Source organism: Shewanella electrica (assembly GCF_022321485.1).
Lineage (GTDB): Bacteria > Pseudomonadota > Gammaproteobacteria > Enterobacterales > Shewanellaceae > Shewanella > Shewanella electrica.
Window position 1 is genome coordinate 158,360 of the sequence record NZ_JAKOGG010000005.1, and the last position, 14,075, is coordinate 172,434.

Below are 14,075 nucleotides of genomic sequence, written 5' to 3' on the forward strand. Positions count from 1 at the left end.
CCGCGCCGATTATCCAGCAAAGTAAAACGGCTACACCTTGCCAATATTACGCGTTAGAATGCCTGCATCTTGAAATACTCAGCGCTGACTGATTTTCAAATTGCTATTTTTCTCAAAGATATAACTCACATCATGAAAGCAACAGCACGGAATTGGATTATCCAAGCAAAGATCGGTTTACTCACTGAACAGGAACTTATTCAGTTAGCCGATGATTACATCAGAGATCATGACGAGTTCCCCGATTGGATGATTGCAATCGCCGCCAATAAATCTTTGCGTGGTGAAGAGCAACTCGACTTAATCTTAACCCCGGTGACAGAACACGACAGCGTGATAATCGCCAATGAGATGCTAACGTTGCTCAGTAGCGGTAAGCGGAATATCGACCAAATCGCCGTCGCTAGCGAGCAAATGTATCTGTTACTCGATTGGGGCAGCCCAATGTTTAATCAGTTTATCTGGATTAGCGATGAGCACGCCTTAATCAAGCTTGGGGTTAAATCGGCTGATGGCTATCAAGAGCAAGTGATGCAAATACTCAATAACATCGCCACATCGTAAACTCAGCCCACCGCAAATCGGACTGTTGCACTGCAATACAGGTCAAGGACTTACATTATGGAACCGCTGATCCAAATCTTAAAACGGGCCCCAAACGGCTTAGCACAAGGGTGGTTGTATCTTCCGGCCAAGCAACCGTGGCAGCCAGACACGCTTGGGCAAATCATTGACGTCGATACCTTGCCAGATGACCAAATTGATGAAGATGAGGAGCCGCTAATTGCCGCCGAGTTGGGGCTAGTTGCTACGTTAGAGTCAGCTATGATTGAGAGTATTGTGGCATCCGCAAGTCAGTTAGCCGAACCGCTCACTGACGAGCTGCTACTGGAATCTTTTCAGTATTACTACGATTACGATGCCTTTCTGCCCTATTCAGGTTATCAGCCTCCATCACTTGAAACCTGGCAACAACAACGCGACCGCGACTTTTACGACTGTCTCGGGCAAGAACGCATAGATCAGCCATGCAAAAACAGCACTTGCCAACGCGGCGCCATTGAAGGCAGCGTATTTTGCAAAGTTCACCATTTTGAAATGATCCAGCATAAGCCCTGCCCGTTCTCAGATTAGCCCGCCGAATGTGACTTGTGCATATTAGTCATAATCTTAGCCACAAATGCTCCGCCCTAACCCACTGGTGCAACATTTATTGCTATCGCGAACTGTACAAAACGCCACCTTATCACTATGTTGAAATAACAGCAGCATGGATGCCCAAAGCCGTTATCTAAAACAGGATAAGCTAGTCCTCACCGCACCCACCTGCTCGACTATTGCTATCCACTGAACGAGTAAGGAGTGCTCATTCATGAAAACCTTGTCATTCGAAGAAGTGAAGCAAGTACGAGGGAAGGTGCGAACAAGTCTTCGCGACACTCTGGATTCGTAAGCGATTGCAGTTCAAGGCAGCTAACTGCTGACATGCTGGAGCATGGCAAAGTTGGCTAACGAAGAAATGCTTTAGCTTACAAATCCCCGTAGGGCGTGGCATACCACTTCATCTGCTACGTTGCAGTTTTTGCAAAGGGCTCACCATTCGCGGCAAACTGCGCCTTGCATCTGAAAGCGGTATGCCAACGCAGAGCACGCACGGGACTTATTTGCACCTTCCCTAAATATCGTTGAAAACTCTTCACTGGTGCATCAACAATGGTACGATGAATTGGTGCGTATATTACTGTGCCGCCTGCCGATACAGCACAAGTATATTGGCACTAAGTCTCATCAAAGCTGTGAGTTTGGCCGCTGGCTTTACAGTGAAAACAGTAAACATTTACGCAAACTGCCAGCCTTTGTAAAAATGGAACAGCTCCATGCCAAAATGCATGAAAGTGCGCGTGAGATGTGTATGAAAATGCAGGCCACAGGTCTGGTCCAAGAGCAAGATTACGATTACTTCATGCGCAACGTGACCTTTTTCCGCAAAGATTTGAGCGAGTTTAAATTTCGCGTACTATCGACGCTATCCCATGTAGAAAAACAACAATCTACCACGTCGGAATAAGATATCAGCTTGGTTAGGCAACGGCGCCACTTAGTTTTGTATCCTTGGGCGCCGCTGCGCTGACCACCGACAATCCAATCCTTCCCCCTCTATTAGCAAAAAATCGTCACATCACATCCTCATGCAGCAACTTATAATCAGCCGCATACGCATGACTCGATAGCCAATAACCCGCAATGTTAGGCATTGCCTTAGTGCACATTTCCGCCTAAGGTGACGCAATATTTTTCAGCGATAGACACTTGGTAATGAATGGATTGATTGCATTAGACCAGCTCTATTTTCCTCAAGAAGCGATCCACTGGCCAGAACACTGGTGGGTACTTAATGACGACAAAGACCAAGACTTCCGCATGCGGATGCAGCATCTGCTAAACGGTGAATTGAGTGAGCAACACCCGCTGTGGGGCTTGCAACCCGTCGTGCTCGCCAAAGATGACGATGATCTTGTCGTACATCTTAACGATGGACGTTATGCGGTTGTGCACATCGTTGGTAGTGGCAAGATTGATCAATACCCGACACGTTTTCCCAGTTGTTATATTTTTGGCAATGTCACAGAGTTACAGCAGTGGTTGGAAGACCCATTTGGCAGTTAAAACATGTAGGATAAATCAGGTGTCGCTGGCTGTGGTTAGTGAGTCGCGATAGACCAACAGATTAATTTTTAAGGAGATCATCATGAGTTTGCACGGAAGTTGTTTATGCGGCAGTATTCACTATCAGATTGATGGTGAGTTAGGCGATGCTATGTTTTGCCACTGCCAAAAGTGTCGCAAAGCCAACGGTTCAGCGTTTGCCTTTAACGCAGCCGTTACGGCTAGTCACTTCAAACTGCTAAGCGGTGCAGATTTGCTCCAAAGTTATGCGTCATCCCCCGATGCTCAGCGTTATTTTTGTAAGAACTGCGGCTCACCGCTTTATAGCCAACGTAATTCTGCCCCTGAAATATTGCGCTTACGCCTTGGGACCTTGGATGATGATGTTGCCGTCAATAAAACCGCCCATATTTTTGTTGGCAGTAAGGCAACATGGGATGACATTCACGACGACCTACCACAATTTGTCGAACGCCCTGAATAACATTGCGACGGCGTTACACCTAACCACACGCACGCTCAATTACACCATTTATTTATGCGAAAATTCTTAAATCTTAATAAAACGGATAATGCCAAGCTCGCAGCCAAGTTTGGCTTTTTGCTGCGTGGCAACGATGAGTGCAGCAAAGAGGATTGTTGCTGGGCAGCCATCACCATCTTTGACCATTGGTTACATCAAAGCCATTCCTTCCACCGCATCAAAGAAGCCTCAGCGGCGCAGCAAAGCCAATGGACCGACACCATCAAGCAATTTTTACGAGCATTGGTACAGATAGAAGCCCCACTCAAATATCGCTTTAAAGGGCGCCACAGCAAGCAACATTTGCAGTTTGCGCGCTATGTTGGCAATCAAGATATCAGCAATCACTTAGCCAACCAGTTTGACGATATTTACTACCCGAATGTGGTGTTTGAGCAACTGGGGGTTGAGCTGTGGTTTGAAGACTATTGGACGTTGCACTTTAAATACAAAAACCAGCATGATTGCCTACCGTTGCTGCAACTCGCCACTGAGATGGGGCTATATATTTTACCGGTAAGCTGTGCTGACAACCTCAACGACTATCCGCAGCTGTCACAGTTTATGCGCGACCACGGGCTAGCTAAATCACTGTACCGCCCAGTGCATGCGCCCACCGATATCGAATAACTGAGATTCAACATTAACGAATTAATCATCAGCAGTAGGAAACAGCATGAGCAATCTAGTGATACGCGCAGCGCAAATAGAAGATGCGGCAACAATTCTTAAGTTTATCATTGAGTTGGCTAGCTACGAAAAAGCCGCACATGAAGTAACCACCAACATAGCTGCCATTGAACGCAGTTTGTTTTCGCCTGAAGCCACCGCCTATGCTTTGCTGTGCGAAGTTGATGGTCAAGCCATTGGTTTTGCCGTCTACTTCTTCAACTACTCAACTTGGTTAGGCAAAAATGGCCTCTATCTGGAAGATCTCTATATCGCACCAGAACACCGAGGCAGCGGTGCCGGTAAAGCCATTCTAAAATATTTGGCAAAATTGGCTGTCGCCAACAATTGCGGTCGGGTTGAATGGGCCGTACTGAATTGGAATCAACCCGCCATCGACTTCTATCAAGCCATTGGCGCCAAACCGCAAGATGAGTGGACAACTTACCGCCTGACAGGCGAAGCATTAAGTAAATTTGCCGCCGACTAGCGGCTGCTTATCTATATATAATGTTTATTTTTTGTTCAGATTAAATACGTCATGAACGAGGCGCGGTCTACGACGCTTAGTCAACTAAGCAAGCTGGACGCGACAAAGTTTAGGAGCCGTTTAAATGGCCCCTTCGGGCAGCGGCAACACAACCAGCAAAGAGACACAGCCCCTAGCGGCGATGAGTAAACGATGACGACAGTGACAAACAAACTGAACAGCATCCTTGACCGCCATAGCGACAGCTTAGTTTGCGCGGCGGTGATTGATGCCGAGGGCGAAGTTTCCAACAAAACTGGCGATTTCAGCATGCTAGAACATCAAGGTTTAGTGAGTGCAGTGCTCGGCCCTTACGGCTCCCCACTCGCCCACTTTGATGAAGCTACCAAATATCAAAATGACCGCAAGATGCTGCCACGTTCGCTCGCACAAGGCCAACAATTTGCGCTCATTGATAAACCGTGTGACCAATATGCCGTGGTGGTATTTGGTAAGAAACACACCAGCTTTGTACAGCACATTGCCAACTGCCACAAAATTGGCGACACCATACTCGCACTCTTTAGCAAGCCAAACTGAATTCCCCAGCCTCCTATCACGCGAGGCTCGCTTAGCAAGCACCGAAAGTTTAAGGATGAATATGTTTAACTCAACCAATGCGATGCAAACCTTCTGGACTAGCGCCATCCTTATGAGTGCCGCCTACCTGTTTTGGGGTTGGGACGGCCAAACCTCACCCGCGTTTCCAGTATTGCAGATCATTTTAGGTGCCGTTGGCGTTGCTAGAGAGCGCTATCTATCTCGTGCCGAGCGGGAAGTCCCCAACGACGCCGATATCTAGGCAAAACAGCCTCAGATCTAACAGGCAATCAACTGCGCTTCTACCTAGCTCACAAACTGCACCGTTTTCTGGCATATCCCAAAAAAATGGGACTATGCTTTATCACATGTTTAAAGCAACTGTGAGCGGGTAACAATGGACGATACCACCGATCTCCATATTGATTTACGGCAGATGATTTTGGCAATTGAAACTGCGGTTTCATTAGTAGGGATGAACGATACCAATCACGGAAAGCGAGTGGGTTACATCGCCAGTCAACTCGGCCATGAACTAGGGTTTAGCGAGCTGGATATTCAGTATGCGTTTGACTTGGGGCTACTGCATGATTGCGGCGTATCTACCGAGCAGATGCACAGTAACTTAGTCAATCAATTTGACTGGACCGACGCGCAGTTGCACTGTGATATTGGCTATAAGCTGCTAAATTCATTCGCGCCACTTGCCAAATTTGCGACACCAATCCGTTATCACCACACGCCTTGGCAGCAGTTGCAGCAGATGGAGATCAGCCCGCATGATGCCTGTATGGCGAATCTCATTTTCCTCTCTGATCGCATTGATGTGATGGGTGCCAGCCATTACGGCAAAGACATCCTGTTAGCGCGGCAAGATATTCGTCAATCCATCTGCCAACATGCGCCACATTACTTTTCACCAGAGTTAGTCGCGGCCTTTGTCACTATTGAGCAGCACGAGGCGTTTTGGATTGCATTAGAAAACCGCCATGTGACACGCTATACATGGGATATGAGCAACATTGCCAGCCCGCAACAATTGACCTTGCCGCAGATAAAGCAGCTATCACTTATTTTGTCTTACATCGTTGATCAAAAAAGCCCATTTACCGCGCAGCACTCGCTCCTCGTCGCTGATTTAGCCAAGTTTATTGCTAAATGCTACGGTCTGTTTGATGAACAATGCGACAAAGTCGAAATAGCCGCGTTGCTACATGATCTCGGCAAACTGCATACGCCAGATGACATTTTGGAAAAGCCCGGCCCACTTAACAGTGTGGAGCGCGCCATCATGAACCAACACAGCTATGAAACCTATGAGATTTTACGCCACATCAAAGGGCTAGAAGATATCGCCCGCTGGGCAGCGTTCCACCATGAAGGGATTAATGGCGCGGGCTATCCATTCCATCCTAATCAACGGGATTTCAGCATAGAGTCACGCATTATTGCGGTGGCCGACGTGTTTCAGGCGTTAGTGCAAGATCGGCCTTATCGTGACGGCATGCCGCTGGAGCAAGTGTTGCAGATCCTTGACCAAGACGTCACCAAAGGCAAACTGGATGGCGAAATTGTGCAGTTACTGCATCGTCTAGCAAATGACTGTTTCAGTATTGCCAAAGGTTTAGTCGCCAGCGACAACAATTTACGCATGCATCAACTTACCGCTTAAAATAATATGTCACAGAGACATATATAATGTGTTACTATGGCGTTTTACGCGAGTCTGCGCTGGTATTTACGGCAGGCTCGCTGCTTTTAACATGCCTAATCGCAAATGGAATTTGCCCGCACAAGCTACCGTATCCACACTGCGATTGCCGTTAACGAGAGAGGATCTGATGTCGATAACGTCAAACCAACAACTTATTGATTATATGGCCGTAAACCCGGTCAAATTTATTCTATTCTGGGGTCATCAACCGGCTAAGTCTGGCGTCAGCAAAACCTGTTTTAGCCAATGGTATGAAGCGGCATTCACCGACGGCGAACATCAGTTTGCGACCGCAGAACACTACATGATGTACCACAAGGCGATGTTGTTCGATGATATTGACACCGCCAAACAGATTCTTGCCTGCCGTCATCCCAATGAAGCCAAACAATGGGGCCGCAAAGTGCGCCATTTTGATGAGGCAAAGTGGAATGCGGCGCGGTTTGATATCGTGGTACAAGGCAACCTGCTGAAGTTTGCTCAACAGCCAAAGTTACAAGATTTTCTGCTACAAACGGGCGACCGTATTCTGGTAGAAGCCAGCCCAGTCGACAATATCTGGGGCATCGGCTTAGCTGCGGATGATGAACATAGCCAGCAGCCACAACACTGGCGTGGCCTTAATCTGCTCGGTTATGCACTTATGGTGGTGCGAGAACGGCTGCAAGCGCAATAGTCGTCAAATCGAAATATCCGTTAACTATGCCAAGCCCCTAGCATAGTTGACGGCATCTCAGTTTGGCTCAGTGCTCAACCACACCAATATAGACTTCCCCACTACAACAAGTAGTTACCGCATCGCAAAGATTGCTACAGCGATTTTACTTTTACCCGCATATCCGATTAAAGTTGCTTCAGTTCATGGTCGCTTTAATAACAACGACCCGCACCTGTTTTTAAAAAAGCCTGCTGATGTACCACCCAGTTGGCAGAACGTTGGTTAACTGGATGACGCGACAAAATATACTAGTTCAGACACTCCCCGCTTTTTTATTACTACTCCTTGCCAGCATTGCCGCAATGTTTCAGGACAAGCTGCAAGCACAATGGATTACGCCATTAGTGTGGGCGCCATATATTTTAGTGGTGATTGGCGCAGCATTGGCGCTGCAATTTGCCAAACGGCAGTTGCTGCTAAGCGTGCTGCTAACGCTGATTAACTACCTACTCATTCGTCATTATCTACAAGCACCGATAGATCAACCGCTGGTGCGCTATGTGTATACCCTGCTGGTCATCGGTTTACCCTTGATAATGTTACTCAACCAAGGCTTAACTGAACGGGGATTAAGCCATACCAATGCCACCGCGCTTTACGGACTGGCGATAATCGTGTTCGGCCTATCAACGTCGTTTTATATCCTCAATGCCGCATATTGGGTCAATCTGTTAGATAGCTATTTTGCACCGCGCAGCTATGACCTGTTCGTGATCAGCAGTAATGGCCTAATCTGCTCCTTGCTGATACTCACGCTGAGTTTAGCGCTCTATCTATGGCAGCGAACCAGTATTCAAGCGGGGCTGTTTTTTGTCATGCTGGCCAATTTAGTGCCGCTGTACTGCTTAGATGTGCCGTATATCTCCAGTATTTTCTGTACGGCTGCTATTCTCATCGCCTTAGCCACCGGCATAAAAACCTCACACGATTTAGCCTATCGCGATCCACTCACCGGCCTAAATGGCCGCCGTAAACTATTTGAACGCCTTGCGGGACTATCACGCCCTTATGCCTTAGCCATGCTGGATATCGACCACTTTAAAAAGTTTAACGATACCTATGGTCACGATGTGGGTGACGATGTGCTGGCGATGGTGGCGAGTAAAATCGCCGAAGTGCGCGGCGGTGGCGAAGTTTTCCGCTATGGCGGCGAAGAATTCACGCTTATTTTTAGTGCGTTAAACAAGCAAGATGCCAAAGCCTATCTCGATGAAGTGCGCGAGTTAATTGCATCAACGCCGTTTGTGGTGCGCGATCGCAGTAAACGCAAAACCTCGTCTGCACAGCGGCGCAGTAACAGCAAACAAGCACATAAAAAAGTGCAGATTACTGTCAGTATCGGTGTAGCGGAATACGGCGCCGAGCAAACGAAAGCAGAACAGATTATTAAAGCCGCTGATAAAGCGCTGTACCGCGCCAAAGAACAGGGCAGAAACTGCGTTATCGTCGGCTAAGTTTGATGTTAAGCTATTGTCTCTTGTCGAATTTACTCACTTGTTAGCCGCAACGCGCCACTGAGCAGCGTATCGCGCTAACACACTCAGTGATTTCGCCGTTGGCGATGGAGGTTGATGTGTATAGCGAGCAGTTGCAGATGCTACTGGCGGTGCTGGAACGCGCCGCATTAATGTTAATGGCGTTGTTTTTTCTAACCAGAACCAGTCACTTCCAACGTATTTTTCAAAATCAAAATCGCCATCCGTTCGAGTTAGCGGTTATCTCGTTGATGTTCATCCTGTTCGCCGTATTTAGTACCTATACCGGTATCGATGTAGAAGGTTCGCTGGTGAACGTGCGCATCATCGCCATTGTCGCCGGTGGTTTGCTGTTTGGCCCCGCCGTGGGCATCCCTGCGGGAATCGTCTCTGGCGTCCACCGTTATTTGATTGATATTGATGGGCCAACCTCCATCCCCTGCTTAATCACCAGTGTGATCGCCGGTTTACTGTCAACTTGGATGTACTTTCGCTGTCGCCGCGAACGCTTGTGGATTTGGGGCATCGCCTGCGGCATGTTGTGTGAAATGCTCACCATGTTATTGATTGTATTGATGGCCGATAACCGCCAGCTCGGCTGGGAAATTGTCGAAGCGATCGCCTTCCCGATGATTATCGGCACCATCAGCATCGGCCTTATCGTCCAGTTAGTACAAAGCCTAGATAATGAAAACGACCGCATTGCCGGTCAGCAAGCCAAACTAGCACTGGATATCGCCAATAAAACCCTACCCTACTTCCGCGAAAACAGCCGCAGCGCACTCAGCAGTGTATGCAATGTTATTCGTGAGCATATTCAGGCTGATGCCGTAGCCTTTACCGATACCGACAACGTGTTAGCCTATGTTGGTCACGCCGAAGCGGATTATTGGCAACACTATCGCGGTATGAGCAGCGTTACCCGCAAAGTGGTGGAAACTGGAGAGGTGATTATCAGCAACCGCATCGACTACGCCGATTTTCATTCGCTGCTGATCATTCCGCTGCATGAAAACAACAAGATCATCGGCACCCTGAAAATCTACTACATCCACCAGAATCGTATTACCGACTCTTTGAAAGAGATGGCGATTGGTCTGTCACACGTGATCTCTACTCAGATTGGCGTATCGCGCATCGACAACTTGCGCCAGATGGCCGCCAAAGCGGAATTCTCAGCGTTGCAGAACAAAATCAATCCGCACTTTTTGTTTAATAGCCTCAACGCCATTTCTTCGCTGATCCGGCTACGCCCCGATGAAGCCCGCCAGCTGATTTCCAATCTGGCCGACTTTCTACGCTACAACCTCAAGCGCAATGAAGAGCTGATCGACATCCACGAAGAACTGACGCAAGTGCGCGATTATGTTGCCATTGAAAAAGCCCGCTTTGGTCATAAACTGACGGTGAATTTTGATGTGGATGATGTGCACCCGAAAGTGCCAGCACTGCTGCTGCAACCGTTAGTCGAGAATGCCATCTTACACGGTATTCAACCGCTCAAAGGGCCCGGCGAAGTTAACATTGCCGTTAAGCAGCAAACCGATGGCAGCATCGACATTAGCGTCACCGACACGGGTACCGGCATCGACAAACAGGTGATTGATAGCCTCTACAACGACCAAGTGCCGAGCGACCACATCGGCCTGATGAACGTGCATGAACGGGTAAAATTGGTCTACGGTCACGGCCTCAATATTGAGCGGCTCGAACCCGGCACAAGGGTGTCATTTACTATCGCACAGGATAAAGCATGACCATGAAAGCGATTATTGTGGAAGATGAACCTCTAGCGATGGAGGAACTGCTGTACATCATTCAAAAGCACAGTCAGCTTGATGTGGTAGAAACCTTTGAAGATGGTCTCGATGCCTTCAAATACCTGCAAACGCAGCAAGTCGATGTGGTGTTTCTCGATATCAATGTGCCCTCAATCGACGGCATGTTGTTGGCGCGCAATATCCATCAATTTGCGGTGAAACCGCGCGTAGTATTTACTACCGCGCATAAAGACTTTGCCGCCGAAGCCTTTGAAATTGAAGCGTTTGATTACATCCTCAAACCCTTTAATGAACAACGTATCAAAGGTGTACTCAGCAAGCTAGAAGCACTCTCAGCTCCAGCACCAGCAAGTCCTGCAACCGAGCCAACGCCTGCCGCACCCAAAGCGCCCACCAGCAGCAGTAACCCAAAGGTGAATCTCACCAAGGGCGAACGCATCTTTGTTACCGATGTCAGCGCCATTTACTACGTCGCGGCCGATGAAAAGCTAACGCACGTCTACACCAAAGACGACGAGTTTGTACTCAATATGACCATCAGCGAATTTATCGACAAGTTACCCGAAGAGCAGTTCTTCCGTAGCCACCGATCCTACTGCATCAACTTAAATAAAGTGCAAGAGATCATCCCGTGGTACAACAGCACCTATCTGGTAAAACTGTTTGATGTTGATACGCAAATTCCGGTCAGCCGTAGCCGCATTAAAGCGTTTAGAGAGTTGATGCAGTTATAACACTCTGCATTGAGTAAAAGTGAGATTAGGAAATTAGCTGTACTCGCTACCAGCATTAGATGCTAATAAGCTCACTTTTAAGTTCATGATAAAGGTAAGCAAACGCACTGAGCGGTCATCTAGTGGCCTCTGCCGGAACTCGTTGCTGGACAAAAGCGTGTTAGGACATCGGCTTTATCAGGTGAATTTCGGATAAAAATTTCTATGGGTTAACGCCCAAAGCAGCGGACCAAAACCAGAGCGAAGAGGCAGCTTTGAGGTCCGCAGCCTTTGTTTGTTAGTGCTTTTTTCATGACAGTGTGCGGTGGCTGACAGTGAAAAACTGATTTATTGCTCCAAGGTCTTGATTACAATCCTTATCTATATTCCCGTGTAGGTTAAGCATTTCGGAATATGCCCAGTGAGCCATATGGTGATGCTTATTCATGAAGTCTTGAAGAATATCACTTTGAACACGGTTGTCTGTGCAGTGGAAGGAACACTTATTCCTTGCCTTTCTTAAGTCCGATGCAAAATCGGGATCAAGAGATAAAGACACATGGCCATTAGGATCAATTTTTCCAGCTTGAACTAATGCATTGAACCTATTTAAAGATTTCTGCGCCTCAAATTGAATTTCTGGATCCGTGACATCCCACCTTGAGTTTTCAGAGACAAAGTTTTGATCTTCTATTTTGACTAGAGCCAGTAATGACTCATAAAGGTGGCCAACCCATCTTGCATAAGCGTCAAATATCTTTATCTTGGCAAGGACATTAGAGTCATCAAATTTTTCTGTAATAAACCCGCCCGCATAACCAAAGAACTCATCAAAGGCCAGCTTTGCTCTTACGAGTTCGAATTTTATGCTTTTTCTATATTCACTTACTTTGCTCGAATCCATGACGCTCTCCTGAGCACTAACGCCCCGCTTATGGGCAAAAATACGTGGGATATAATAACGAGCGAAGCGAGGACGGCCCACGTGTTTTTGTCCCAGCAAACTCCGCTTTCGTCTACAGCGGTTTGTTATGCATTTATTCTCTCGAAACCAAATTTGTATTCACTACGATGTAATTTAACTAAAAACAGTTTCAGATTATTGTTAGCTACCGCGAATGTCATAATGCTTTGTTTTAACCAGTTGGGCGCATTTTCTGAGACATATATTGCATTTATGGTATCTGCAGAGTATTTATGTTTTCCTGCAGCTGTAGAGATAAACCTTACTTCGTTTTCGTAAACCCAGCTCTGCTCTTTTTTTGTAAATGAATCTATAATCTCGAACGAACTATCTTTACTGTCATCGATAGTTGATTGCATAAAGGTTTTCATATTTACGACGGGGAGTTTACCGTCAGTGGCATACTCAACCTGAGAAGTGCCAAGTTCAAATTCCATGTTAGTTTCTATGCTCTCTTTCAGCTTTTCAAAATCGAACTCTATACAAAAGCCTTTAAATCCATTCGCATAATGCGACCACATGAGCATGTTATTTAATGGCGCGGGAAACTCATGCTGCTCCTTAGCCAATGAAAGAGAAAATATTTTGAAATCATTCTTATGCTCCTCATAGTAGCTATTTATTATCTGAGCAGTTTTTGAGTCCACATATTCAGAAAAGCTATCACCTTGGAATTCTTTTCGAAATTTCGAAGCCTCTTTCTCTGGGGTTATTTCTCTTTTAGGTTCCTTTGAATAGACAGCGGCTAAATATTTCTCTCTGAAATCATCGTCAATATTTTCATTCGAAAGTGAAGCAAAGCCTTCGTAAGGATCATTCAAAGCTGACAATCCAGCAAACCAAACGTAGCTTTCGAAAAGAGCATCAAGGTCATTAGCGTTTCCGGCTCTAAATTTAAAAACTCTATGATTTCTCATTAAACCTCAAAGTTCTGATTAAATGCATAACGATTGAATTCAGCGGCTGCCGTAGGCAGTCCGCTGGAATGATGGGTTAGGCCTTGCCATCGAAGGGATCGATCCAGCCCATGCGAGGCATCTTCGGCATTCTTGGCATAGGAGGCATCGGGGGCATAGGTGGCATTGGCGGCATCTTGGGCATCCGGGCCATCGGTTCCATCTTCATCGAATTCCTCAGGATATACTGTCCTTCGATCAATTCCCCGACATATCGACCATTGCTATCCCACACGGAGCCATCCGGTTCGATCCAGCCCATGTATGTGCTGTCACTGCCAAAGAGATACCCATTATTGATAAAGCCGAGGTGCTGCCCGTCCCACTTGAAGATGTGATTCATTGTTCGATTCCGTTGTTGGTGTACTGAGATCCGGCCCGTGTCCGCTGATTTAACTTGTTAACTGCTTTTGCAGACATCATAAATTCCATTTGTATCAACAGACTTATGCACTTGTGACCAATTCTGTCCATCGTAATAATTAACGACTATTCCATGTTTTTGTACGTAAATCATAATTTTTTCTGATTTATAAAAATACCCAGGAGCCGGAGTTGCTACATAGTTTTTCCAGTTTGAACTATTTAATTTCAACCACTTATTGAGTCGATCATATTCAACTGAGTTCTTGTCAATTTCTCCATCACATGTAACCCAAAAATCGGGTTGATAAACAGCGAAATCTATATCTTGGGAACGGTCAAACCACAAAAGCACAGCGCTAACTAAAACAGCTACAACGATAAGAACACATGCAATGACTTTCAGGAACTTGGCCATGCTACTCCATGCAGTTAACATTTTATTAGTGCGCATGCACATTTA

General features: G+C 46.7%; 18 protein-coding genes. 14 read left to right on the plus strand and 4 right to left on the minus strand.

Going from position 1 to position 14,075, the window contains the following annotated elements; translation table 11 throughout:
* The first annotated feature begins 132 nt into the window (after nucleotides 1–132).
* The 14 genes from L9G74_RS09680 to L9G74_RS09745 all read left to right on the plus strand — a co-directional run bounded on the left by L9G74_RS09680 (nucleotide 133) and on the right by L9G74_RS09745 (nucleotide 11,350).
* Entirely contained in the window at nucleotides 133–564 is a 432-nt protein-coding gene (locus L9G74_RS09680; protein WP_238896106.1) for a hypothetical protein, read from the plus strand.
* A gap of 57 nt (nucleotides 565–621) precedes the next feature.
* Nucleotides 622–1,134, plus strand: coding sequence for a DUF7716 domain-containing protein (locus L9G74_RS09685; RefSeq protein ID WP_238896107.1), 513 nt, complete (start codon nucleotides 622–624; stop codon nucleotides 1,132–1,134).
* Between the two features lie 568 nt (nucleotides 1,135–1,702).
* Complete coding sequence (locus tag L9G74_RS09690; protein WP_326521511.1) at nucleotides 1,703–2,068, plus strand: CZB domain-containing protein; 366 nt, start codon at nucleotides 1,703–1,705, stop codon at nucleotides 2,066–2,068.
* Between the two features lie 248 nt (nucleotides 2,069–2,316).
* The gene (locus L9G74_RS09695; protein ID WP_238896108.1) at nucleotides 2,317–2,667 is read left to right on the plus strand and encodes a hypothetical protein; all 351 of its coding nucleotides are present in this window, start codon (nucleotides 2,317–2,319) and stop codon (nucleotides 2,665–2,667) included.
* 82 nt (nucleotides 2,668–2,749) lie between these two features.
* A complete protein-coding gene (locus tag L9G74_RS09700) occupies nucleotides 2,750–3,151 on the plus strand; it encodes a GFA family protein (RefSeq protein WP_238896109.1) in 402 nt (133 codons plus the stop codon).
* Nucleotides 3,152–3,205: 54 nt separating this feature from the next.
* A complete protein-coding gene (locus L9G74_RS09705) occupies nucleotides 3,206–3,820 on the plus strand; it encodes a hypothetical protein (protein ID WP_238896110.1) in 615 nt (204 codons plus the stop codon).
* Nucleotides 3,821–3,866: 46 nt separating this feature from the next.
* On the plus strand, nucleotides 3,867–4,349 hold the full coding sequence (locus L9G74_RS09710) for a GNAT family N-acetyltransferase (protein ID WP_238896111.1): 483 nt from the start codon (nucleotides 3,867–3,869) through the stop codon (nucleotides 4,347–4,349).
* 192 nt (nucleotides 4,350–4,541) lie between these two features.
* Entirely contained in the window at nucleotides 4,542–4,928 is a 387-nt protein-coding gene (locus L9G74_RS09715; protein WP_238896112.1) for a hypothetical protein, read from the plus strand.
* 61 nt (nucleotides 4,929–4,989) lie between these two features.
* The gene (locus tag L9G74_RS09720) at nucleotides 4,990–5,190 is read left to right on the plus strand and encodes a hypothetical protein (protein ID WP_238896113.1); all 201 of its coding nucleotides are present in this window, start codon (nucleotides 4,990–4,992) and stop codon (nucleotides 5,188–5,190) included.
* 135 nt (nucleotides 5,191–5,325) lie between these two features.
* Complete coding sequence (locus L9G74_RS09725) at nucleotides 5,326–6,600, plus strand: HD-GYP domain-containing protein (protein WP_238896114.1); 1,275 nt, start codon at nucleotides 5,326–5,328, stop codon at nucleotides 6,598–6,600.
* 169 nt (nucleotides 6,601–6,769) lie between these two features.
* Nucleotides 6,770–7,318 (plus strand): riboflavin biosynthesis intermediates N-glycosidase, encoded by a 549-nt coding sequence (gene ybiA / locus L9G74_RS09730; RefSeq protein ID WP_238896115.1) that lies wholly within the window; start codon nucleotides 6,770–6,772, stop codon nucleotides 7,316–7,318.
* A 344-nt stretch (nucleotides 7,319–7,662) separates the two neighbouring features.
* Nucleotides 7,663–8,814: a GGDEF domain-containing protein gene (locus tag L9G74_RS09735; protein ID WP_238896116.1), complete on the plus strand. Its 1,152-nt coding sequence runs from the start codon at nucleotides 7,663–7,665 to the stop codon at nucleotides 8,812–8,814.
* Nucleotides 8,815–8,933: 119 nt separating this feature from the next.
* Nucleotides 8,934–10,592, plus strand: coding sequence for a LytS/YhcK type 5TM receptor domain-containing protein (locus L9G74_RS09740; protein ID WP_326521512.1), 1,659 nt, complete (start codon nucleotides 8,934–8,936; stop codon nucleotides 10,590–10,592).
* Nucleotides 10,589–11,350: a LytR/AlgR family response regulator transcription factor gene (locus L9G74_RS09745; RefSeq protein ID WP_275297340.1), complete on the plus strand. Its 762-nt coding sequence runs from the start codon at nucleotides 10,589–10,591 to the stop codon at nucleotides 11,348–11,350. The genes L9G74_RS09740 and L9G74_RS09745 overlap by 4 nt, the downstream gene beginning before the upstream one ends.
* 289 nt (nucleotides 11,351–11,639) lie before the next feature.
* Here L9G74_RS09745 and L9G74_RS09750 read toward each other — a convergent pair whose 3' ends face one another.
* From L9G74_RS09750 to L9G74_RS09765, 4 genes are all read right to left on the minus strand, one after another.
* Nucleotides 11,640–12,233 (minus strand): hypothetical protein, encoded by a 594-nt coding sequence (locus tag L9G74_RS09750; RefSeq protein ID WP_238896117.1) that lies wholly within the window; start codon nucleotides 12,231–12,233, stop codon nucleotides 11,640–11,642.
* 125 nt (nucleotides 12,234–12,358) lie between these two features.
* Nucleotides 12,359–13,210, minus strand: coding sequence for a DUF2971 domain-containing protein (locus tag L9G74_RS09755; protein WP_238896118.1), 852 nt, complete (start codon nucleotides 13,208–13,210; stop codon nucleotides 12,359–12,361).
* A gap of 76 nt (nucleotides 13,211–13,286) precedes the next feature.
* On the minus strand, nucleotides 13,287–13,592 hold the full coding sequence (locus tag L9G74_RS09760; RefSeq protein WP_238896119.1) for a 4-fold beta flower protein: 306 nt from the start codon (nucleotides 13,590–13,592) through the stop codon (nucleotides 13,287–13,289).
* A gap of 57 nt (nucleotides 13,593–13,649) precedes the next feature.
* Entirely contained in the window at nucleotides 13,650–14,030 is a 381-nt protein-coding gene (locus L9G74_RS09765) for a hypothetical protein (RefSeq protein ID WP_238896120.1), read from the minus strand.
* Nucleotides 14,031–14,075 lie beyond the last annotated feature (45 nt).

Coding starts and splice junctions, on each gene's coding strand:
- L9G74_RS09725 (WP_238896114.1), top strand. CDS start 5,326: ATGGACGATACCACCGATCTCCATATTGATTTACGGCAGATGATTTTG.
- L9G74_RS09710 (WP_238896111.1), top strand. CDS start 3,867: ATGAGCAATCTAGTGATACGCGCAGCGCAAATAGAAGATGCGGCAACA.
- L9G74_RS09765 (WP_238896120.1), bottom strand. CDS start 14,030: ATGGCCAAGTTCCTGAAAGTCATTGCATGTGTTCTTATCGTTGTAGCT.
- ybiA (WP_238896115.1), top strand. CDS start 6,770: ATGTCGATAACGTCAAACCAACAACTTATTGATTATATGGCCGTAAAC.
- L9G74_RS09685 (WP_238896107.1), top strand. CDS start 622: ATGGAACCGCTGATCCAAATCTTAAAACGGGCCCCAAACGGCTTAGCA.
- L9G74_RS09735 (WP_238896116.1), top strand. CDS start 7,663: ATGTTTCAGGACAAGCTGCAAGCACAATGGATTACGCCATTAGTGTGG.
- L9G74_RS09715 (WP_238896112.1), top strand. CDS start 4,542: ATGACGACAGTGACAAACAAACTGAACAGCATCCTTGACCGCCATAGC.
- L9G74_RS09695 (WP_238896108.1), top strand. CDS start 2,317: ATGAATGGATTGATTGCATTAGACCAGCTCTATTTTCCTCAAGAAGCG.
- L9G74_RS09680 (WP_238896106.1), top strand. CDS start 133: ATGAAAGCAACAGCACGGAATTGGATTATCCAAGCAAAGATCGGTTTA.
- L9G74_RS09705 (WP_238896110.1), top strand. CDS start 3,206: ATGCGAAAATTCTTAAATCTTAATAAAACGGATAATGCCAAGCTCGCA.
- L9G74_RS09750 (WP_238896117.1), bottom strand. CDS start 12,233: ATGGATTCGAGCAAAGTAAGTGAATATAGAAAAAGCATAAAATTCGAA.
- L9G74_RS09745 (WP_275297340.1), top strand. CDS start 10,589: ATGACCATGAAAGCGATTATTGTGGAAGATGAACCTCTAGCGATGGAG.
- L9G74_RS09760 (WP_238896119.1), bottom strand. CDS start 13,592: ATGAATCACATCTTCAAGTGGGACGGGCAGCACCTCGGCTTTATCAAT.
- L9G74_RS09700 (WP_238896109.1), top strand. CDS start 2,750: ATGAGTTTGCACGGAAGTTGTTTATGCGGCAGTATTCACTATCAGATT.
- L9G74_RS09755 (WP_238896118.1), bottom strand. CDS start 13,210: ATGAGAAATCATAGAGTTTTTAAATTTAGAGCCGGAAACGCTAATGAC.
- L9G74_RS09720 (WP_238896113.1), top strand. CDS start 4,990: ATGTTTAACTCAACCAATGCGATGCAAACCTTCTGGACTAGCGCCATC.